Origin of the sequence: Streptomyces manipurensis, from assembly GCF_049570255.1 — a bacterium.
Lineage (GTDB): Bacteria > Actinomycetota > Actinomycetes > Streptomycetales > Streptomycetaceae > Streptomyces > Streptomyces manipurensis.
Window position 1 is genome coordinate 7,426,403 of sequence record NZ_CP186950.1, and the last position, 18,658, is coordinate 7,445,060.

At 74.5% G+C, this 18,658-nt stretch carries 20 protein-coding genes; 13 read left to right on the top strand and 7 right to left on the bottom strand.

The features are described 5' to 3' along the window. The first annotated feature begins 103 nt into the window (after positions 1 to 103). Complete coding sequence (locus ACPU2J_RS33870; RefSeq protein WP_423834777.1) at positions 104 to 436, top strand: glyoxalase superfamily protein; 333 nt, start codon at positions 104 to 106, stop codon at positions 434 to 436. A gap of 115 nt (positions 437 to 551) precedes the next feature. Beyond that, on the top strand, positions 552 to 965 hold the full coding sequence (locus ACPU2J_RS33875; protein WP_365490573.1) for a cytidine deaminase: 414 nt from the start codon (positions 552 to 554) through the stop codon (positions 963 to 965). A gap of 47 nt (positions 966 to 1,012) precedes the next feature. Here the strand turns inward: ACPU2J_RS33875 and ACPU2J_RS33880 are convergent, their stop codons facing one another. Then, complete coding sequence (locus ACPU2J_RS33880) at positions 1,013 to 1,309, bottom strand: barstar family protein (RefSeq protein ID WP_423834778.1); 297 nt, start codon at positions 1,307 to 1,309, stop codon at positions 1,013 to 1,015. A 35-nt stretch (positions 1,310 to 1,344) separates the two neighbouring features. Further along, on the bottom strand, positions 1,345 to 1,911 hold the full coding sequence (locus tag ACPU2J_RS33885; protein ID WP_420082273.1) for a MarR family winged helix-turn-helix transcriptional regulator: 567 nt from the start codon (positions 1,909 to 1,911) through the stop codon (positions 1,345 to 1,347). Between the two features lie 251 nt (positions 1,912 to 2,162). Between ACPU2J_RS33885 and ACPU2J_RS33890 the strand changes: the two genes are divergently transcribed. The 3 genes from ACPU2J_RS33890 to ACPU2J_RS33900 all read left to right on the top strand — a co-directional run bounded on the left by ACPU2J_RS33890 (position 2,163) and on the right by ACPU2J_RS33900 (position 5,203). Beyond that, positions 2,163 to 3,233, top strand: a complete 1,071-nt coding sequence (locus tag ACPU2J_RS33890) for an alkene reductase (RefSeq protein WP_420078220.1) — start codon at positions 2,163 to 2,165, stop codon at positions 3,231 to 3,233. A 41-nt stretch (positions 3,234 to 3,274) separates the two neighbouring features. Then, positions 3,275 to 4,192, top strand: a complete 918-nt coding sequence (locus tag ACPU2J_RS33895) for an NADP-dependent oxidoreductase (RefSeq protein WP_423834779.1) — start codon at positions 3,275 to 3,277, stop codon at positions 4,190 to 4,192. 198 nt (positions 4,193 to 4,390) lie between these two features. Beyond that, positions 4,391 to 5,203, top strand: coding sequence for an alpha/beta fold hydrolase (locus ACPU2J_RS33900; RefSeq protein WP_423834780.1), 813 nt, complete (start codon positions 4,391 to 4,393; stop codon positions 5,201 to 5,203). Positions 5,204 to 5,348: 145 nt separating this feature from the next. Here the strand turns inward: ACPU2J_RS33900 and ACPU2J_RS33905 are convergent, their stop codons facing one another. Beyond that, a complete protein-coding gene (locus ACPU2J_RS33905; protein WP_423834781.1) occupies positions 5,349 to 7,589 on the bottom strand; it encodes an MMPL family transporter in 2,241 nt (746 codons plus the stop codon). A gap of 444 nt (positions 7,590 to 8,033) precedes the next feature. Here ACPU2J_RS33905 and ACPU2J_RS33910 point away from each other — a divergent pair, with 444 nt between their 5' ends. The 5 genes from ACPU2J_RS33910 (at position 8,034) to ACPU2J_RS33930 (ending at position 12,023) form a co-directional block, all read left to right on the top strand. Next, a complete protein-coding gene (locus tag ACPU2J_RS33910; protein WP_420078216.1) occupies positions 8,034 to 9,161 on the top strand; it encodes a sensor histidine kinase in 1,128 nt (375 codons plus the stop codon). Then, positions 9,158 to 9,826: a response regulator gene (locus tag ACPU2J_RS33915; RefSeq protein WP_420078215.1), complete on the top strand. Its 669-nt coding sequence runs from the start codon at positions 9,158 to 9,160 to the stop codon at positions 9,824 to 9,826. The genes ACPU2J_RS33910 and ACPU2J_RS33915 overlap by 4 nt, the downstream gene beginning before the upstream one ends. Before the next feature lie 143 nt (positions 9,827 to 9,969). Next, entirely contained in the window at positions 9,970 to 10,209 is a 240-nt protein-coding gene (locus ACPU2J_RS33920) for a hypothetical protein (RefSeq protein ID WP_420078214.1), read from the top strand. A 230-nt stretch (positions 10,210 to 10,439) separates the two neighbouring features. After that, positions 10,440 to 11,348 (top strand): LysR substrate-binding domain-containing protein, encoded by a 909-nt coding sequence (locus ACPU2J_RS33925; RefSeq protein WP_420078213.1) that lies wholly within the window; start codon positions 10,440 to 10,442, stop codon positions 11,346 to 11,348. Positions 11,349 to 11,762: 414 nt separating this feature from the next. Then, a complete protein-coding gene (locus ACPU2J_RS33930) occupies positions 11,763 to 12,023 on the top strand; it encodes a DUF6158 family protein (RefSeq protein WP_361607430.1) in 261 nt (86 codons plus the stop codon). A gap of 48 nt (positions 12,024 to 12,071) precedes the next feature. Here ACPU2J_RS33930 and rpmG read toward each other — a convergent pair whose 3' ends face one another. Beyond that, complete coding sequence (gene rpmG, locus ACPU2J_RS33935) at positions 12,072 to 12,236, bottom strand: 50S ribosomal protein L33 (protein WP_420078212.1); 165 nt, start codon at positions 12,234 to 12,236, stop codon at positions 12,072 to 12,074. A 110-nt stretch (positions 12,237 to 12,346) separates the two neighbouring features. Here rpmG and ACPU2J_RS33940 point away from each other — a divergent pair, with 110 nt between their 5' ends. After that, complete coding sequence (locus ACPU2J_RS33940; RefSeq protein ID WP_423834782.1) at positions 12,347 to 12,976, top strand: TetR/AcrR family transcriptional regulator; 630 nt, start codon at positions 12,347 to 12,349, stop codon at positions 12,974 to 12,976. 38 nt (positions 12,977 to 13,014) lie between these two features. Beyond that, positions 13,015 to 14,538 carry an MFS transporter gene (locus ACPU2J_RS33945; protein WP_423834783.1) on the top strand — a complete coding sequence of 508 codons (1,524 nt, stop codon included), beginning with the start codon at positions 13,015 to 13,017 and terminating at the stop codon, positions 14,536 to 14,538. Here ACPU2J_RS33945 and ACPU2J_RS33950 read toward each other — a convergent pair. Continuing rightward, on the bottom strand, positions 14,501 to 15,880 hold the full coding sequence (locus ACPU2J_RS33950; RefSeq protein ID WP_361607418.1) for a helix-turn-helix transcriptional regulator: 1,380 nt from the start codon (positions 15,878 to 15,880) through the stop codon (positions 14,501 to 14,503). The two genes, ACPU2J_RS33945 and ACPU2J_RS33950, sit on opposite strands and share 38 nt — an antisense overlap. Positions 15,881 to 16,019: 139 nt before the next feature. Between ACPU2J_RS33950 and ACPU2J_RS33955 the strand changes: the two genes are divergently transcribed. After that, a complete protein-coding gene (locus tag ACPU2J_RS33955; RefSeq protein ID WP_420078209.1) occupies positions 16,020 to 17,390 on the top strand; it encodes a M64 family metallopeptidase in 1,371 nt (456 codons plus the stop codon). Between the two features lie 74 nt (positions 17,391 to 17,464). On the opposite strand, the gene ACPU2J_RS33960 is transcribed toward ACPU2J_RS33955, so the two are convergent. Both ACPU2J_RS33960 and ACPU2J_RS33965 read right to left on the bottom strand, forming a co-directional pair. Beyond that, the gene (locus ACPU2J_RS33960) at positions 17,465 to 17,653 is read right to left on the bottom strand and encodes a DUF6381 family protein (RefSeq protein ID WP_361607413.1); all 189 of its coding nucleotides are present in this window, start codon (positions 17,651 to 17,653) and stop codon (positions 17,465 to 17,467) included. Between the two features lie 157 nt (positions 17,654 to 17,810). After that, positions 17,811 to 18,569 carry a VOC family protein gene (locus ACPU2J_RS33965; protein WP_420082272.1) on the bottom strand — a complete coding sequence of 253 codons (759 nt, stop codon included), beginning with the start codon at positions 18,567 to 18,569 and terminating at the stop codon, positions 17,811 to 17,813. Between the last annotated feature and the right edge of the window lie 89 nt (positions 18,570 to 18,658).

The following is an 18,658-nucleotide window of genomic DNA, read 5'->3' on the forward strand; positions in this document are numbered from 1 at the left end:
GGACAACTTCCTCATCGCCTATGTCGGGGCCGACACCCGCCGACCCCGCCCGGGGCACGGTCGCCGGGCCGGATCTGCCGGCCGCTCTGCGAGGATGGGGCGCATGGACGAGGAAGTCATCCCCACCCTTCGCGTCGCGGACGCCGAGGCGGCGGTCGCCTGGTATGCGCGGCTCGGATTCGCCAAGCAGTGGGAACACCGCTTCGAGCCGGGGTTCCCTGCGTTCGTCGAGGTGGCCCGGGGAGCGGTGCGGCTGTTCCTGTCGGAGCACACGGGCGACGCCCGCCCGGACACGTTGGTCTACCTCCGCGTACGGGACGTCGATGCCGTCGCTGCCGAGTTCGGCGTACAGCCCGAGGACGCCCCGTGGGCCCGCGAGATCGAACTGCGCGACCCCGACGGCAACCGCCTCCGCATCGGCACACCGCCCCCCTGACCCCGGGCGGCCCCCGCCGGGTCCTCCGGCGGAAGGACCGCACCGCGCCCATTCGCTTGCGCACCCTTCGTCGCGGGGGGCCAGTGTCGCCTGACACCCGACGAAGGCAGAGAAGATGACCACGCAGACCCACCCCGTCGACCATGAACTCGTCCAGGCCGCGGCCCACGTCGCCCGCACCCGCTGCCGGGGCGACAACCACACCATGGCGGCCGCGGCCCGTGCCCGGGACGGCCGGATCGTCACGGCGGTCAACGCCTACCACTTCACCGGGGGCCCCTGTGCCGAACTGGTCCTCATCGGTGCGGCAGCCGCCCAGGGCGCCTGTGAACTGGACACGATCGTCGCCGTCGGCGACCGTGACCGGGGCGTCGTCCCCCCGTGCGGCCGCTGCCGTCAGGTCCTCCTCGACTACTTTCCGACCCTGAAGGTCATCGTCGGCGGGCACGAGCACCTTCGAGCGGTCCCCATCGCCGACCTGCTCCCCGAGAGCTACGTCTGGGCCGACCACCAGCTCGACGCCGAGTAGCCGCGGCTCGCGTCTGCGCCGAAGCGGCGGCCGACGAGCCTGATTCGTCAAGCCGGCCCGTGCACGACGAGCCGGTTCTGCTCTCCGTCGAAGATACCGGCCAGCACCCTGGCCTCCCTCTGCTCCCCGCCGAACAGGCCCCGCTGGTCGACGTGCACGATGAGGACGTCGTGACTGTCGATCACATCGGAAATGCCGCGGCTCGCGATCGTGTCCGCCCACGCGTCCAGGTTCCGGCCGAACCACTCCGGCAGCCCGCACGGTTCACTCACCGCGTCCCAGAAGTCGCCGAGTGTCTCGATCCGCCGACCCCGCAGGTCAACGACCAGCTCGCTGTCCGTCATGGCAGCAGCCCAAGGGGCGTCCCGCCGCGAGCGGTTCAGCGGTCGAGGAGACGGGGCGTGGGGGGTTCCTCAGGGGTCGGGGCCTGGGGAGTGGGCGGGGTCGAGGCGCGGACGAGGTTCTGTTCCAGGCGTTCCAGGGCGCGGAGGGCATCCGTGCGTTCCTCGTCGGACAGGCCCGCCGTGGAGATGTCCTCCAGGCGGCTCCACACCCGTTCGACCTCCTCGCGCAGGGCCTGGCTCGCCGCCGTCGGCTCGATGATCGACACCCGCTTGTCGGTGGGCGACGGACGCCGCCGGACGAAGCCGGCCTGCTCCAGGCGGCGGACCGTACGGGTCATGGTGGCGGCGTCGGAGTCCAGCAGGCGCACCAGGTCGATCTGGCGCTGGGCGCCCAGCTCCCACAGGTGCATCATCACCAGCTCCTGGCCCGGGTGCAGGCCGATGCGGCGCAGCAGCTGTCCTGCGTACATGCGGTGCAGGCGGGCCAGGCGGAAGATCGCGTGGCTGATGGGACCGCTCAGGGCCGCGCCCGGGACCGGGACGGTGGGGGACGGCCGCGTCGTGCCCGTGGCCGGGTCGGCTTCAGGTCCGGACTCTTCCATGTCTTCCTCACTCTGCTGCTTGGACAGCATGATTCTAGCTTTTGCGCCCAGGGGTCGACGTACTCCCCGGTGATCGGCATGCCGTGTGGCTGGTGAATGGGCTGTTGGGAGGGCATTCGGAGGGACCGGGAATGGATCCGGGTGGGATTACTGTTCGGACAAGTGATTTACTTGTTCGGACAGGCATTGGCTGTCGGAGGCCCGCACGCCCGGGCTGCCGCAGCCGATCACTCATCCCGAGGAGCACAGCCATGACCACCGCATTCGACCCGATCGTCCTGGGCGGCACCCGCCTCGCGAACCGCCTCGTGATGGCCCCGATGACCCGCAGCCGCGCCCACGGCCCCGGCGCCGAGCCGACCGCGCTGATGGCGACCTACTACGCCCAGCGCGCGGCCGCCGGCCTGATCGTCACCGAGGGCATCCAGCCCTCCGCCGTGGGCCAGGGCTACCCCGACACCCCCGGCCTGCACACCCCGGGACAGGTCCGCGCCTGGCGCACCGTGACCGACGCCGTCCACCGCGAGGGCGGGGTGATCTTCGCCCAGCTGATGCACACCGGCCGGATCGGCCACCCGAGCCTGCTGCCCGACGGCATGGCCCCGGTCGCCCCGTCGGCCGTGGCCGCGCAGGGCCGCGTCTTCACCCACGAGGGGCCCAAGGAGTTCGTGACGCCCGAGGAGCTGGGCGAGGCGGAGATCCGGCAGACCGTCGCCGACTTCGCGCAGGCGGCCCGCAACGCCGTCGAGGCCGGTTTCGACGGCGTGGAGATCCACGGCGCCAACGGCTACCTGATCCACCAGTTCCTCGCCGACAACACCAACCTCCGCACCGACGCCTGGGGAGGCGACACCGAGGGGCGGATCCGCTTCGCGGTGGAAGTGGTCACCTCCGTGACCGAGGCGATCGGCGGCCACCGTGTCGGACTGCGGATCTCGCCCGGGAACCGGTACAACGACATGATCGAGAACAACGCGGGCGAGGTCTACGGCGCGCTGCTGGACCGGCTTGCCGGCCTGGACCTGGCCTACCTGCACCTGATGGAGGGCCCGGACCGCACCCTGACCGCCCGGCTGCGCTCCGCGTGGCCCGGCACGTTCGTCCTCAACCCGTTCACCCACCCGGACGTCACCGGACCCGACGCGCTGAAGCTCGTCGAGGACGGTAGCGCCGACGCCGTCGCCTACGGGGCGCTCTTCCTGGCCAACCCCGACCTGCCCCGCCGCCTCAGCGCCGGCGGCCCCTTCAACACCCCGGACCCGTCCACCTTCTACGGCGGCGACCACCGCGGCTACACCGACTACCCCACGCTCGGCGGCTGACCGCCGGCCCTCCGCCACCACCCCCCACCAGGAGGTTCACCATGTCCCGAGCAGTCACCTTCTCCGCGTACGGATCGCCCGACGTGCTCCGCCCGTCCGAGGTCACCCCGCCCGAGCCCGGCCCGGGGCAGGTCCGGATCCGGGTGCGGGCCGCTTCCGTCAACCCGTTCGACATCAAGCTCCGCTCCGGCCTGATGGCGGCCGGCGCCCCGGCCCGCTTCCCCGTGGTGCCGGGCCTGGACGCCGCCGGTGTCGTCGACGCCGTCGGCGAGGGGGCCCGGGCGGCGGTGGGCGACGGGGTCCTCGGCGCCACCCCCGGCGGTGGCTACGCCGAGTACGCGCTCCTCGACCGGCCCGTGGCCAAGCCGGACGGCCTCTCGTGGGAGCTGGCCGCATCACTCGTCACCGTCGGCCGGACCGCCGCTCGGGTGCTGGACGAGCTGGGCGTACAGGCGGGCGGCACCCTGCTCGTGCACGGTGCCGGAGGCAGTGTGGGCACCCTCGCGGTGCAGCTGGCCGCCGCCCGCGGCGTCACGGTCGTGGGGACGGCCGCGGAGCGCGACCTGGAGCGCGTCACCTCATACGGCGCCACCGCGGTCCGCTACGGCGACGGCTGGGCCGAGCGGGTGCGCGACGCGGCCCCCCAGGGTGTCGACCACGTCCTGGACGCCTCCGGAGCGGGCGTACTCGCCGAGTCCGTCGCCCTGACCGGCGACGCCGCGCGCGTCCTCACCATCGCGGACATGTCCGCCGCCCAGCACGGGGTCCGCTTCAGCGCGGGCGGCCCCGCTGCCTCCGGCGCGGCGGCCCCGGACCCGCTGCCGGAGCTGGTCCGGTCGGCCGCCGCGGGCGCCCTGGACCTGCCCGTCGGGCGCACGTACCCGCTGGAGCAGGCCTCCGCCGCCCACGCCGACCTGGAGGCCCGCCGCAGCCGGGGCAAGGTCGTCCTCCTGCCCTGAGCCGCACACCGCCGCAGCCGGCCCCGCACGGCCGGCAGCGGTCCCGCCCGGCGCCCCTTTTGCTGCCCCTCCCGTCGCCGTCCCCCTGCCGGGACGGTGACGGGGCGGGCCGGTCCCTGGCGGCAGCCCCGTCACCCCTGGCACCCCGTCCACCCCGCCCCCCTTGCCCGTCCCTCCCCTCCGGATCGGAGACCCCTCATGTCCGCACCCGCCTCCTCGTCGGCCTCCCTGCCGGCCGCCACCTTCGCCCGTACCGTCCTCGGCTCCGGTCCCGGGCTCGCGCTCGCCCACGGCGCGGGGAGCAGCGCCGTCGGCACGTACGGCCCGATACTCGACGGCCTCGCCGCCCGCCACACGGTCGTCGGCGTCGACTACCCCGGCAGCGGTCACACCCCCCGCTCCGCGGTACCGCTGTCCCTCGACGACCTGGCCGACCAGCTCGTGGCGGCCGCCGTCGCCGAAGGCCTGGACACCTTCGCCGTGTCCGGCTACTCCCTCGGCGGGCCGGTCGCCGTCCGCGCTGCCGTCCGCCACCCCGAGCGCGTCACCGCCCTCGTCCTGACGGCGACGTTCGCCCACCACGACCAGCGGCTCGCGCTCGCCCTGCCGATCTGGCGGGAGCTGGCCGGATCGGGCGACCGGGACCTGCTCGCCCGGTTCCTGACCATGATGGCCGTGGGCGCGGACGCGCTGGAGGCGATGCCGGCCGAACAGCTCCGGCAGGCCGTGGGGTTCACCGCCGCGGGCATCGCCGAGGGCACCCCCGAGCACGCCGAGCTGGCCTCCCGGATCGACGTCCGCGACGACCTGGCGCGCGTGGCCGCGCCGACCCTGGTCATCTCCACGACCCAGGACTGGTTCACCTCCACCCGCCTGCACCGCGCCCTCGCCGACGGCATCCCCGGGGCCAGGCTCGCGGAGCTCAGGACCGGCCACCTGCCGATGGTGGAACGCCCCGCCGAATGGCAGGCGCTCATCACCGAGTTCCTCGCCGGACACGGCGACCGGTGACGAACGACCGCTGACCGGCTACCGGCGGCCCTCGGGGCGACACCGGTGCGCCGACCGCCGCGCCCAGGACGGCGCGGCGGTCGGCGCTGCCGCCCCCGGGGGAGCGGGTCGGGCCCGACCCGGGAGCGGAGCCCCGGTCAGCCGGTCAGCCCGTCAGGGCCCGCTCCCGGTCCGCGGATCCGGCCGCCCCGTCCCCGCGGTACGGTCCCGCGTGCCGGCCGGGGTCCTGCGCATCCCCCGACGGCCGGGGCCGTACGGGCCACCAGGTGGACCGGCCGAGGAGCGCGGTCAGCGCGGGCACGAGCACGATCGACAGGACGAAGGCGGACAGCAGGATCCCGAGGGCCGTCGCGAAGCCGATCTGCTGGGTGGAGGGCGCCGGGGTGACGGCCAGGCTCCCGAAGGACGCGGCCAGCACCAGGCCCGCCGTCGCGATCGCGGGAGCCGTGTGCCGCACGGCGCGCCCCACCGCGGCGCGGGCCGGACCGGGCCGTTCCATCTCCTCCCGGATCCGGTCGCTCATCAGGATGTTGTAGTCGGTGCCGAGGGCCACCACGAACAGGAACAGCACGAGCGGCAGCGTGAAGTCCACGCCGGGCCGGCCCAGACCGTGCTGGAAGACCAGGGCCGACGCGCCGAGCGTCGCGGCGAAGCCCAGCCCGACCGTGGCCAGCAGTACCACCGGCGCGAGCAGGCTGCGCAGCAGGACGAGCAGGATCAGCGCGATCAGCGCCGCCGCCACGGGGAAGACCACCTTCAGGTCCTGGTCCACCGCGGTCGAGATGTCGGCGAAGACGGCCGCGGTGCCGCCCACGTGGGCCTCGGTGCCGGCGGGCGCGTGCACCGCCACGGTGTCGCGGACCGGACCGGTGACCAGGTCGCGGGCCTCCTGCCGGTGGGACTCGGCCGTCAGGAACAGGTCGATGCGCGCGGCCCGGCGGTCCTCGGTGAGCACGGTCTCCCCGACCCGGCCCACACCGTCGACCCGCTCCAGGGCCGTGGCCAGCCCGCCGAGGCGCCCCGACGTCAGCTCGGCGCCGTCCGCGGCGGTGACGAAGACGGTGGCCGGGTCGGACACCCCGGCCGGCAGGGCCCGCGAGATCTCCTCGGCGGTGGCGACCGCGGCGGTGCGTTCCGTGCCCGCGCCGCCCTGCCCGTAGTCCATGCGCATCCCCGCGACCCCGGCCGCGAGGGCACCCAGCAGTGCCACCGAGGCCAGCACCGGCACCAGGGGGCGGCGCGCCACCCGGTCGCCCACCCGGGCGGCCACGCCTGCCCGCGGCTCGCGCTCCAGGGCGCGGGAGGGCCAGAACATCCGGCGCCCGGTGACGGCCAGCAGCGCGGGCATGAAGGTCAGGGTGCCCAGGAGCATCACCAGGACGGACAGGGCGATGGCCGGCCCCAGCACCCGGAACTGTCCGAAGGAGGCCACGGCCAGGGTCGCGAACGCGGCGACGATCGTCAGCGCGGCGGAGGTGACGGCCGTCCCCACGCGCCCGGCGACCTCGGCGGCCGCCTCGCGCCCGGAGCTCTCCGGGTGGGCGCGCAGGTACTCGCGGAAGCGGAACAGCAGGAAGAGGAAGTAGTCGATGCCGATGCCCACCAGCACCACGTTGATCAGCCCCGGAGTGGAGTCGGCGAGGCCCGTGCCGGTCAGGAGGGCGGCGCCGACGACGACGCCGATCGCGGCGCCGCCGATCACCGAGACCGCGAGCAGCGGCAGCAGGGCGGCCAGGACACTGCGGAAGACCAGGACGTGCAGCAGGACGATGACGCCCAGCATGAGCGCTCCGACCACCGTGGTACGGGTCTCCTCGGCCTCCGTGGCGTCCACCCGGTCGGCGATGCCCCCGGTGAAACCGGTCCGCAGCCGGTCCTGGGCGAGCAGGTCGCGCGCCGCGTCCCGGAAGGCCCGGTAGGTGGCCTGCATGCCGGGATCGGCGGGGTTGCCCGTCAGCTCGACGGTCAGCAGCCGGAAGGAACGGTCGGGTGCCGTCATCGCCGGGGCGACCCGCGGGACCTGGGAGTGGTCCTGCGCCAGCGGCATGGTCTCCTCGGTCCGGGGCATGGCGACCCGGCGGCCCGCCAGTTCGGCGGCCCGGGCGTCGATCCGGGCCTCGTCGGACGCGGTGAGCGGGGCGCCGTCCTCCCGGGCCACCAGCAGGGTGAGGGCGGCGGCGTCGGGCTGCAGCCCGAAGTGCTCCTCGGCGGTCTTCATGGCGGCGGCCGAGTCGTAGTGCGCGGGCAGGAAGCCGGCCGTGCCGGGCTGGACGGCGCGGAAGACGAACGCCTGGCCCAGCACGGCCGCCGCTATGCCCAGCACGGCCCACAGGGCGATGACCTTCCACGGATTCCTCGTCGAGAATCCGGTCAGGGCGCGGATCACAGTTCTCCTCCGGTCTGTACGGTGCGGGGCGGGATCTCCCGGCCCGTTCCCAGAACACCAGCCCTGAGCAGCGAGGACGTCGTGGCGAAGGAGGAACCGCGGGCCGGTACCAGGGTCCGGGCCCCGCCCCGGACCAGGACCCTGGTCCTGGTCCGGGACCGGCCCGGGGGCCGGCGCCACGGGAGGACGGCGCTGCGAGAATGGATCACCGGAGGGCGCGGTGCGTCCGCCCCGGCACCGGCCGGGAGCGGCGGCCGCCGGGGGAGGGGCGGGTCCATGGGCGCGGGAACGGGACCAGGAACGGGAACGGAAGCGCGGGCGGGTACGACAGAGGGCACGCGCCCGGGCACCGCGCACGGGGCAGCACCCGTACCGGGACCCGGGGCCGCACCCGGACCCGTACCCGGTGGGGACCGGACCCCCTGGACGCGCGGCGACGCCTTCGTGACGGCGGCCGCCGGCACGATCGACCTCGTCGGCTTCTCCCTGGGGTCCCTCACCGAAGGCACCGCCCTCGGTGTCCCGGCCGCCCTGTTCGTGGTGGTCACTGCCCTGCCGCTGCTCGCCCGCCGGATCCACCCGGTGCCGGTGCTCGCCGCCGTACTGGCCCTCGGGGTGGCGGTGAACCTGAGCACCCCGCAGGCTCCCCACTTCCCACTGAGCCTGGTGGTCGCCCTCTACTCGGTGGTCCGGTTCGCCCGACCCGCCGTCGCCGCCGTGGCGGTCGCCGCGGCCGTGCCGCTGGTCCCGCTCGGCCAGGACGGCTGGCCGCTGCCGTTCGGCTGGTGGGGCCTGGCCGGGAACGCGCTCGCCGCGCTGATGGCCGTGGGCGCCGCCGTGGCGGTCAAGCACCGGCAACGGGAGGCCGACGCGCACCGGTTGCTCCTCGCCGACCGTGCCGTGGCAGCCGAGCGCCGCCGGATCGCCCGCGAACTCCACGACATCGTCGCCCACCACGTCACCACCATGCAGCTGATGGCGGGCGGTGCGCGGGCCAACCTGGCGTACGACCCCGAGGCGGCCCGCGAGGCACTGGTCACCCTGGAGGACTCCGGACGCATCGCCCTGCGGGAGATGCGCAGGCTCCTCGACGTCCTGCGGGCCGGGGAGGAGCCGGAGGACACGCCCGCGCCGCCCCAGCCCGGGGTCGAGGACCTCGACCGGCTCGTCACCGAGGCCCGGCTGGCAGGCACCGCGACGGTGTTCACCGTGGACGGCGAGGTCCGCCCGCTGCCCCCGTCCGTCGGCCTGACCGTCTTCCGCGTCGTCCAGGAGGCGCTGACCAACACCCGCAAGCACGCGGGGGAGGCCCGGGCCCTCGTACGGATCTGCTACGCCGGCGACGAGGTCACCGTGGAGGTCCGCGACGAGGGGACCGGAGCCCGGCAGCCGGCCGTACGGACCGCGCCGCGCTCCGGGTACGGTCTGATCGGCATGCACGAGCGCGTCGCCCTCCAGGGCGGCACCCTGGAGGCCGCACCGGCGGCCGGCGGCGGCTTCCGGGTCGCGGCCCGGATCCCGCTGCCGGTACCGGGAGCGGTGGCGGGCGGGAGAGAGGAACGGCACCGATGATCCGAGTGCTCATCGCCGACGACCAGCCGCTGGTGCGGCGCGGCCTGGCCCTGATCCTGGGCCCCGACCCGGAGTTCGAGGTCGTCGGCGAGGCCGAGGACGGCGCGCAGGCGGTGGAACTCGCCCGGAGCCTGCGCCCCGACGTGGTCGTCATGGACATCCGCATGCCCGTCCTCGACGGGGTCGGGGCCACGGAGGAACTCGCCCGGCTCCTCCCCGAGACCCGCGTACTGGCCCTGAGCACCTTCGACATGGACGAGTACGTGGTGGCGGCCCTGCGCGCCGGGGCGTACGGATTCCTGCCCAAGGACATCTCGCCGGAGGAACTGGGCGCGGCCGTCCGCATCGTCCACCGGGGCGAGGCGGCCGTCGCACCGCGCCTGCTCACCCGGCTGATCTCGGCCTACGTCCGCACCCCGGCGGTGCCGGTGCCGCGGTCCGGCGCGGTCCCCGCCGACCTCACCCCGCGCGAGGTGGAGATCTGGCGGCTCATGGCCACGGGCAGGGGGAACGCCGAGATCGCCGTGGACCTGGACATCAGTGTCTCCACGGTCAAGAACCACATCACCGGCATCTTCGGCAAGCTGGGCGTCCGCGACCGCGCGCAGGCCGTGATCGCGGCCTACGAATCGGGCCTGGTGGCGGCGGGCAGCGGGAGCGGTTGATCCCCAAGTGCCCGCCCGATGACCGGAATCTTCCTGAGGTCCCTCCCCCTGACCAGCCGGAACACTGGATGATTCGCCCGTGCGGACGAGCGCCCGTCCATGACACAGTGCGATCAGTCCGACCGCACGACCAGGGAGCCCCCATGCGCGATCCGCACGCCACACCGCTCGCGGCCGCCCCCGGGTGCCCGCCGGAGCAGGGCCCGCTGCCCTGCTGCCCGGTGTGCGAAGGCTCCCCGCAGCGCATCTCCTGGCGCCAGCGGGCCGGCCGGCCGGTGCTGCTGGCCTTCGAGCCGTGCGGTCACACCTGGTCCGCCGCGGCACCCCCGACCCTCACGGTGACCGTCCCGCACGCCGGTTCCTCCCGCCCGCACCGGGTCTGAGCCGGCCCCGGGTCGGGAGCGGGCTGCTCCCGCCCTGCACGTGGTGTTCCGACCGGTTTCCCGACGACAGTGGTGGGTCGGCACCCGTCCACGCCTCCGCCGGGGGTCCGGACCCCGTGGCAGTGGCGGGGACGGGTTGCCGCCCGGGCCCTGCACCGATCTTGATCCACCCCGAAATCCAAGTCAATCCTCCGGTTTACTCCCCACCTCCAAGGAATACCTTGGGTGTTGTGACTCTCGACGACCTCCGTGTGTTCGTTGCCGTTTGCCGTGCCGGCAGCCTCAGCGCCGTCGCCCGCGACCTCGGTTGCACCCAGTCCGCCGTCAGCCAGCATGTCCGCCGTCTGGAGCGGCAGACGGGCACGGCCCTCCTGGAACGCCACGCGCGCGGGGTCGTCCCCACCGAGGCGGGCCGGATCGTCCAGGCCGCCGCGGCCGACGGGATCGCGGGCATCGACGGCGCCCTGCGCCGCGTGGGCGACCTCGTGCGCGGAGGCGGCGGCACCGTGCGCGTCACCACCGGCGCGACGACCGTGCGCCACTTCATGTCCGAGGCGGTCGTCGCCTTCCGCCGGGGCCACCCCGGGGTGAGCCTGGAGTTCCACACCGAGAACTCCAGCCGCAGCTGCTTCGACGCCCTCGCCGCCGACGACCTCGACCTGGCCTGGATCACCATCGGATCCCCGGTGCGCGGCATCGAGCAGCGGCCCGTCATGGACCTGCCCTGGGTGCTCGCGGTCGGCGCCGAGGACCCGCTGGCCGCCCGTACGGAGCTCGCACCCGCCGACCTCACCGGCATCCGCCACATCCGCCTGCCCGAGAACTCCGCGTCCCGCGCCCATCTGGACGCCGCGCTCGCCGAGTCCGGGATCCGGATCCGCTCCGACACCAGCGCGGCCGACTGGGACACCGCGCTCCTGCTCGCCGAACTAGGCCTGGGGCACGCCCTCGTGCCCGCGCTGCCCGGCTGGCAGGTCCCCGGCTCCGGCGGCCCGCTGCGCCTGGTGCCCGTCCCCGCCCTGCCGTCCCTCGCGGTCGGCTGGGCCGCCCGCCGCTGGAGCTCGCTGGCCCCGCCGGCCCTCGCCTTCGCCGACGCCGTCTCCCGAAACTGCCGGGCGCGCGCCGCCCGGCAACAGTGACGCGGCGACCAGGCTCACGGCGGCCGGCGCGGCCGGCGCCGTCAGGGAGGCCCCCCCGCATCCCGGCGCCCGCGGCGACCGCGATGCCCGGGGACGGGCCGACGTTCATCGCCGTCTGCTCCAGACCGCCCACCACCCCCGCGTACCGGGCAACGGGCGCCCCCGCCACCATCAGCGCGGTCAGCGGCAGCACCCGCGGGGTCGCCGCCGTCGGGCCCGGCTCCTGCACGTCCTGGAGCAGGAACGTGGCCGTGAACAGCGCGCCGGACGTGCCGGCGGAGACCACCAGGACCAGCGCCGACGAGGCCGTCACGGCCGTCGTCCGGGCCGTGGCGCGCAGTGCGGGGCATGATGGAGTGGGCGGGCGCGGAGGAGAACGGGACCCCGCCGCCCCGGTGGAGGAGGTGCACGTTCATGACGGAGCACGACGGCGGCCCGAACGCGCGGAAGCTGGAGGAGGGCCGGCTCCTGAAGGAGCTGGAGGCCATCCACCGCACGCGCCACGAGACCCTGCTGCACGGGTCCGACGACGCGCTGGTGACCCACACCAAGCGGATGAACGAGCTGGAGCACGAGTACGTGCGCCGTCATCCCCGGCGGGCCCAGACCGCCGCGCGCACCCGCTCGGGCGCCCGCGCCCGCACCCCCGGGGAGCGGGAGGAACCGGCCGTGTGACGCCGGGAGCCGCGACCCGGGGGCGGGGTGGTCCGAGGAGGGGAGGGGTCAGCGTTCTTCGCGGAAGTCGACGTGGAGGCGGACCACGGGGTCGAACTTGCGCAGGACCATGCGGTCGGGGTCGTTTCGCCTGTTCTTGCGGGTCACGTAGGTGTAGCCGGTTCCCGCGGTCGAGCGGAGCCTGACGATCGGGCGTACTTCGTTGCGTGCCATGGCCCCAGTATATGAAAACGACGCCCATTTTCAATAACGCGCGAGAAGTGACTCTGCTTTGCTTCGAATGAGACAAACTTGTATCGTTCGAGGCGAAGGAGGCTCGCGCAATGATGAGTGAAGAAGAACTGCTGGACGGCGCCGCCCGCATCCTCGCCGGCGACCACAGCGCGTCGATGGTGCAGATCGCGGCGGGCATCGGGACCAGCCGCGCCACGCTCAGCCGGCGCTACGCCACCCGCGAGGCCCTGCTGAAGGCCGTCGCCGTCCGGGCGATCGAGGTCGTCGACGGCTGCCTCGCACCGCTCGACCTGGACCGGACCGCCGACGCGGCGGCCTTCGACGCCGCCGTCGAGGAGCTGGTCGTCGCCCTGATCCCCGCGGCGCACCTGTACGGATTCACCTCGCGCGACGCCACCGTCCTCGCGCACCCTGAGTTCCGCGCCGGCGTGGACCGGCAGGACCAGCGGGCACTCGCCTTCCTCGCCCTCGGGCAGCGGCTCGGGCGGCTGCGCCAGGACCTCCCGCCGTACTGGATCTGGTACTCGCTCTGGGGCCTGCTCGACGCGGCCGCCGAAGGCGTGCGCGACGGGCACCTCGCCCCCCGCCAGATCGGCCACCTCGTGCTGACGTCCTTCCTCGGCGGCACCCGCCCGCCCGCGCCCCCCGCGCAGCCCCCGCTCGCCCGCCCCCCGGCGGACGCGCCCGCCGGCGCCCGGCGGACGCCCCCCGAGCCCTGATCGGCTCCCCACCCGTGCACACACTCGAACGGAATCCCATGCACACCCCCGCGCAGGCCCCTCACCGGTGGATCGTCCTGGCGATCCTCTCCGGAAGTCTCCTGCTCATCTCCATGGACACCACGATCCTGAACGTGGCCTTCCCCTCGCTGGTCGGCGACCTCCGGCCGGGCGCCGTCCAGCAGCTGTGGATCATCGACATCTACGCGCTCGCCCTCTCCGGCCTGCTGGTCACCGCCGGAGCACTCGGTGACCGGTGGGGGCGCAAGCGGCTGCTCATGGCCGGATTCGGCATCTTCTCCGCCGCCTCCCTCATGGCGGTGTTCGCCACCGAGGCCTGGCACGTGATCGCGGCCCGCGCCCTGCTCGGCGTCGGCGGCGCCGCCATCATGCCGTCCACCGTCTCGATCCTGCGCAGCGTCTTCACCGACGCCAAGGAGCGCGCCTTCGCCCTCGCCGTCTGGGCGGCCGTCTTCGGAGGCGGCATGGCCTTCGGGCCGGTCGTCGGCGGCCTCCTCGTCCAGGACTTCGGCTGGCACTCCGCCTTCCTGCTCAACCTGCCGGTCGCCGCCGTCATCGTCGCGGCCGGCCTGCGCTACCTCCCCGAGTCCCGCGCCCCGCGCGGCTCCGGCGGCTGGGACTGGCCGGGCGTCGGCCAGTCCGTCGTCGGCATGCTCGCCCTCGCGGGCGGTATCAAGCAGCTCGGCAAGAGCGGCGTCGCCGACCCGCTCCCCTGGACCCTGCTCCTGGTCGCCGCCGTCACCCTGGCCCTCTTCGTCCGGCGCCAGCTGCGTGTGGCCAACCCCCTGCTCCAGGTCCGGCTGTTCACCTCGCCCGCCTTCAGCGTCGCGGCCACCGCGATCTTCCTGCCCATGGTCGGCATGGGCGCGATCCTCTTCCTCGTCACCCAGTGGTTCCAGTACGGCGAGGGCTACACCCCGCTGGAGGCCGGGCTGCGCCTGCTGCCCGCCCCGCTCGCGCTGATCGCCGCGTCGATGGTGGCGCCCTCGCTGATGCAGCGCTTCGCCATCCGCCACGTGCTCGGTGCCGGACTGGTCGTCCTCGCCACGGGCATGGCCCTCCCCTGGACGCTCCAGCAGTTCACCGACCTCGGCTACCCCGCCTTCGCGACGGCCCTGACCGTCATGGGGCTCGGCGCCGGCCTCGCGACCACGGTCGCCTCGGTGACGCTGGTCTCCGCGGCGCCCGCCGCCGAGGTCTCCAGCGCGGCCGCCATCGAGGAGACCTGCTACGAACTCGGTTCGGCCATGGGCGTCGCCGTCCTCGGCTCCACCGCGGCCGCGCTCTACCGGGGCAACCTGCCCGCCCTCGACCTCGACGGCCCCACCGCGGCCGCCGTGCGCGACTCCGTCGGCGAGGCCGCGCACACCGCCGACCGGATCGGCGGCGCCGTGGGCCAGGCCCTGCTCGACACCGCCTCGCACGCCTACACCCTGGCGATCACCCCGGCGTTCCTGCTGGCCGGCGGTCTCGCCGTCGCCGCGGCGGCCACGACCTGGGCGCTCATTCCCCGGGACCTGCGCCCCACCGAGAACCACTGACCCGGGCGGTCCGGAACGCGGGCGCCGCCGGGGCCGGACCCAGCGTGGTGGTCCCCGGCGCCGCCCGGTGGCCCAGGCCCGTGCGGTACGCGTCCATCGCGGCCTCCACCCGGCCCGTGCGCCGCAGCAGGTCCCCCAGCAGACGGCACAGGTCGGCGAGATCACCGCTCGCGCCGCTGCGCTCCAACAGGGCCAGCGCCTGGACGTAGTGCTCCTCGGCGGCCTCCTGCGCGCCGCGCTCCTCGGCCATCAGGCCGAGGAGCCGGTGCGCTCCGCCCGCGTGCACGGCGCCGAGACCGCCGCCCGCCCCCAGCAGCGCCGACAGCAGTCCCGCGGCCTCCTCCCGGCGGCCGAGCCGGCGCAGCACATCGGCCAGCTCCACCTCCACCTGCGCGGTGAAGAGACCGGCCCGCCGGGCCGAGAGCATGTCCCGCGCCGTGCGCAGCTCCCGCTCCGCGGAGACCAGCTCGCCGTTCTGGGCCTGTACGTAGCCGCGCATCCAGTGGCAGTGCGCCAGGTCCGTCCGCAGCTGCAACTGCCCGTAGATCTCCTGGGCCCTGGCGAGCGAGGCGTCCGCGTCGGCGATCCGCCCCTCCGCGAGGAACGTCCGGGCCACCTGCCGGTGCATGCCCGCCACCAGCGCCGGATCGCCGACCTGCGGAGCCAGCGCCAGTGCCAGCTCGGCGGCGCGGGAGGCGCGGGCATGGGCGCCCATGTCCATGTACGGCCCGATCACCGCGGCGTGCAGCAGCACCAGCGCGTCGGGATCCGCCAGACCGCTCGCGCCGAGCTCGTCGATGGCGGACTCCAGCAGGTAGCAGGCGTAGCGCAGCTCACCGGAGAGCAGGTGGGCGACGGCCCGGCCCCGGATCGGACGGGCGCGGCGGGGGAGCGGCTCGTCGGCGAGCAGCCGTTCGGCCTCCTCGAAGTGCGCGATCGCCTCGGGCAGCTCACCCGTCTCCAGAGCGCAGTCGCCCAGCCCCAGCCGGGCCTGCGCCTGCTCGGGGACCAGCTCCAGCTCCTGCGCGCGGGCCAGCAGCCCGCGGTAGCACGCGGCCGCCTCGTCGGCCGCGCCCGTGGCGAGGGTCCGCTGGGCGTCGGTGAGGGCGAGCCGGAGCTCGGTGGCGAGGTGCGCGGGCCGGCCGGTGGCCAGCTCCTCGTACGAGGTGCCCAGGCGGGCCGCGAGGAAGCGCAGCGCCGTCTCGGACGGGCGGACCTTGCCCGCCTCCAGGGTGGAGACGTAGGCGGAGGTGTACGAGGGGTGCGCCAACTGCTTCTGGGTCCAGCCGCGTTCGACGCGCATGCGCTGCACCCGGCGGCCGATCTCGCCCGGTTCGTCCATGGAATCCCCTCGGTTGCTCGAACTCCCCAGTATTCAGCCGGAGTACGCCATTGCGCACCTCCCGTGCGCCGCCTAATTTAAGCAGCCGATTCAATGCGTTTAGCGAACTGCTTAACTCCCTTTCCCTGTGGAGGACTTCATGCATCGAGCCAGACGCCAGGGCGGCGGACGCCCGGCGCTGCGCGCCGCCCTCGCGATGGTCTGCGCGACCGCCGCGCTGGTGGCCGTCGGCCCGGCCGGCACGGCCGACGCCGCGGGCACCCCGGCGGCCCCCGCCCGCGTGGAGGTGGAGATCCCGGGCCCGGAGCAGGGCACGGAAGCCGGATCGGGCCACGTGCTGGTCCCGGCGGCGGGGAGCCCCGCGAAGAGCTCGGGCCGGCTGTCGGAGTCGGGCCGGGCCGCCGACGGGACGGTCACCAAGACGGTCGACAACGGACCCACGGCGGACCGCCTCGACGTCGTCGTCATAGGCGACGGCTACACCGCGGGCGAACTGCCCCGCTTCCACGAGGACGCCCGCCAGAAGTGGGCCGAGCTGACCTCCGTCGAGCCGTACACCGCCTACCGGGACCTCTTCAACGTCTGGACGGTCGACGCGGTCTCCCGCGAGTCCGGAGTCTCGGGCGATCCCGACCCCGCGACCGTCCGCGACACCGCCCTCGGCTCGTACTTCTGGTGCGGCGAGATCGAGCGGCTGCTCTGCATCGACCAGCCCAAGGTCGACGCGTACGTCGCCAAGGCTCCCGAGGCGGACCTGGTGGTCGTCCTCGCCAACAGCGCCAAGTACGGCGGCGCGGGCTACAACGAACGCAGCACCACCCTCGGCTACGAGGGCATATCGACCGCCTCGGCCGGCCACGCCAAGTCCGGCCAGGTCGCCATCCACGAGACGGGCCATTCGCTGGGCAAGCTCGCCGACGAGTACTTCTACCCGGGCGTCCCCGACTACGAGCGGTACACCGGCCCCGAGCCCGCCGACTCCAACAGCTCCACCCTCACCGCCGACCTGATGGCCGAGCGGCGCACCAAATGGCACCGCTGGCTCGGCGAGCAGTCGCCCGACGGCGGCACGGTCGGCGCCTACGAGGGCGGCAACTACTACGTGACCGGTCTCCACCGGCCCACCGACAGCTCCCTCATGCGCACCCTGGGCAAGCCCTTCAACCTGCCTGGCGTCGAGGCCATGATCGGCGGCTTCTACCAGCACGCACGGCTCACCACCGCGCTCACCCCCACGGACCGCACCCTGCGGCTGCGCCACAAGGCCAAGGTGTCCGTGCCCCGGCTGCACGGCGCGGACGGCAGGCAGCCGGTGGTGCGCTGGTACCTGGACGGGCGGGAGCTGAAGCGCTTCCAGGGCCGCACCGAGGTCGCGGTGGCCGAGCTGTGGCTGTTCGACCTGCGCACCCACCGGCTGTCGGTCACGGCGGAGGACCGCACCCCGTCGGTACGGGACCCCGAGACCCGGCGCACCCTGAGCTCCACGGTCGAATGGAAGGTACGCCTCTGAGCGGGCAGGCGACGGCCTCCCGGCCTCCCGTGACGCCCGAGAGGCGTCACGGGAGGCGTCACGGGAGGGCGCGGCTACATCGGGTCCATGCCCCGGTCGTCCATCCGGCGCTCGGTCTCGCTCTGCTCCTGCAGCCGTCGGGCCTTGTCCTGCAGCCGGCGGCGCTCCTCCGGGTCGGTGGACCGCTCGGCGGCCGCGCTGAGCTCCTGCGCCTTCGCGCGCAACTGCTGGGACCGGCCGCGGGACTCGCCTGAAGCACTCATCGATCGCTCCTCGGATCTGTGGGGGAGAACGGGCGGAATCAGCGAACCAGCACTGCCGCGCCCCCGCATCTCGAAGGGCCCCCGCAGGTGATCCACGGCGTCCTGCATCCCCGGCCCGCGGCCCGCGCCTCGCGGCCACGAGCCCGCGGCCCGCGCCTCAGCCGAAGTCGGCCGCGGAATCCGCCCCGACGGAGGTGGTGAGGGTGAAGAGCGCGCCGTCCGGGTCGCGGAGCGTCACCCACCGCTCCATGGCGTTGGCGGTGACCTCCGACACCGCGCGGCCGCCCAGGGCCACGGCCGCGTCGATCGCCGGGCGGAGCCGGGGCACGCGGAAGTGGACGTGCCAGCGCGGCCGGGTGTGCGGGGAGTACGAGGCGATCTCGACCGGCCCGCTGTTCAGCCGGGCCACGGGTTCGCCGTCCTGCCGCAGGACCACCTGGTCCTCCTCGTACGACACCTCGCAGCAGCCGGCCCGGCCCGTCGCCCACTCCAGCACCGCGCCGTAGAACATGGCCGCGTCGAGGGCGTTGCGGGTGCGCAGTTCCAGCCAGGCCGGGGCCGGGCCCTTGCCCACCCGCCAGTCCGCCGCCACGTCGCCCTCCCAGATGCCGAAGACCGCGCCGTCGGGGTCGGCGACGAGCGCGGCGCGGCCGCCGGAGTCGAAGGAGACGGGACCCACCGCGATGGTGCCCGTCCGCTCCCGGATCCGGTCCACCGCCAGGTCCGCGTCGTCGACCGCGAAGTACGGCGTCCATGCCGCGGCCACGGCGAGGTCAGCCGCCAGCGCCCCGATCCCGGCCACCGGCACCCGGTCCTGGAAGGCCACGGAGAAGGCCTCGCCGAGCCGGGCCGGGCGGAACCGCCAGCCGACCACCTCGCCGTAGAAGCGCTGGGCCGTCGCGAGGTCGCGGGTCATCAGGCTCACCCAGCACGGAGCCCCGAAGACCTCCCGCGTCGAAATCTCCACAGCTCGCTCCGTCCCTGGGGCACCCGTCCCTACTCATT

Bases quoted from the DNA above. Each gene is read 5' to 3' on its own strand.
- ACPU2J_RS33890 (WP_420078220.1), top strand. From the start codon at position 2,163: ATGACCACCGCATTCGACCCGATCGTCCTGGGCGGCACCCGCCTCGCG.
- ACPU2J_RS33945 (WP_423834783.1), top strand. From the start codon at position 13,015: ATGCACACCCCCGCGCAGGCCCCTCACCGGTGGATCGTCCTGGCGATC.
- ACPU2J_RS33920 (WP_420078214.1), top strand. From the start codon at position 9,970: ATGCGCGATCCGCACGCCACACCGCTCGCGGCCGCCCCCGGGTGCCCG.
- ACPU2J_RS33915 (WP_420078215.1), top strand. From the start codon at position 9,158: ATGATCCGAGTGCTCATCGCCGACGACCAGCCGCTGGTGCGGCGCGGC.
- ACPU2J_RS33885 (WP_420082273.1), bottom strand. From the start codon at position 1,911: ATGGAAGAGTCCGGACCTGAAGCCGACCCGGCCACGGGCACGACGCGG.
- ACPU2J_RS33875 (WP_365490573.1), top strand. From the start codon at position 552: ATGACCACGCAGACCCACCCCGTCGACCATGAACTCGTCCAGGCCGCG.
- ACPU2J_RS33965 (WP_420082272.1), bottom strand. From the start codon at position 18,569: ATGACCCGCGACCTCGCGACGGCCCAGCGCTTCTACGGCGAGGTGGTC.
- ACPU2J_RS33955 (WP_420078209.1), top strand. From the start codon at position 16,020: ATGCATCGAGCCAGACGCCAGGGCGGCGGACGCCCGGCGCTGCGCGCC.
- ACPU2J_RS33960 (WP_361607413.1), bottom strand. From the start codon at position 17,653: ATGAGTGCTTCAGGCGAGTCCCGCGGCCGGTCCCAGCAGTTGCGCGCG.
- ACPU2J_RS33880 (WP_423834778.1), bottom strand. From the start codon at position 1,309: ATGACGGACAGCGAGCTGGTCGTTGACCTGCGGGGTCGGCGGATCGAG.
- ACPU2J_RS33895 (WP_423834779.1), top strand. From the start codon at position 3,275: ATGTCCCGAGCAGTCACCTTCTCCGCGTACGGATCGCCCGACGTGCTC.
- ACPU2J_RS33900 (WP_423834780.1), top strand. From the start codon at position 4,391: ATGTCCGCACCCGCCTCCTCGTCGGCCTCCCTGCCGGCCGCCACCTTC.
- ACPU2J_RS33930 (WP_361607430.1), top strand. From the start codon at position 11,763: ATGACGGAGCACGACGGCGGCCCGAACGCGCGGAAGCTGGAGGAGGGC.
- rpmG (WP_420078212.1), bottom strand. From the start codon at position 12,236: ATGGCACGCAACGAAGTACGCCCGATCGTCAGGCTCCGCTCGACCGCG.
- ACPU2J_RS33950 (WP_361607418.1), bottom strand. From the start codon at position 15,880: ATGGACGAACCGGGCGAGATCGGCCGCCGGGTGCAGCGCATGCGCGTC.
- ACPU2J_RS33940 (WP_423834782.1), top strand. From the start codon at position 12,347: ATGATGAGTGAAGAAGAACTGCTGGACGGCGCCGCCCGCATCCTCGCC.
- ACPU2J_RS33870 (WP_423834777.1), top strand. From the start codon at position 104: ATGGACGAGGAAGTCATCCCCACCCTTCGCGTCGCGGACGCCGAGGCG.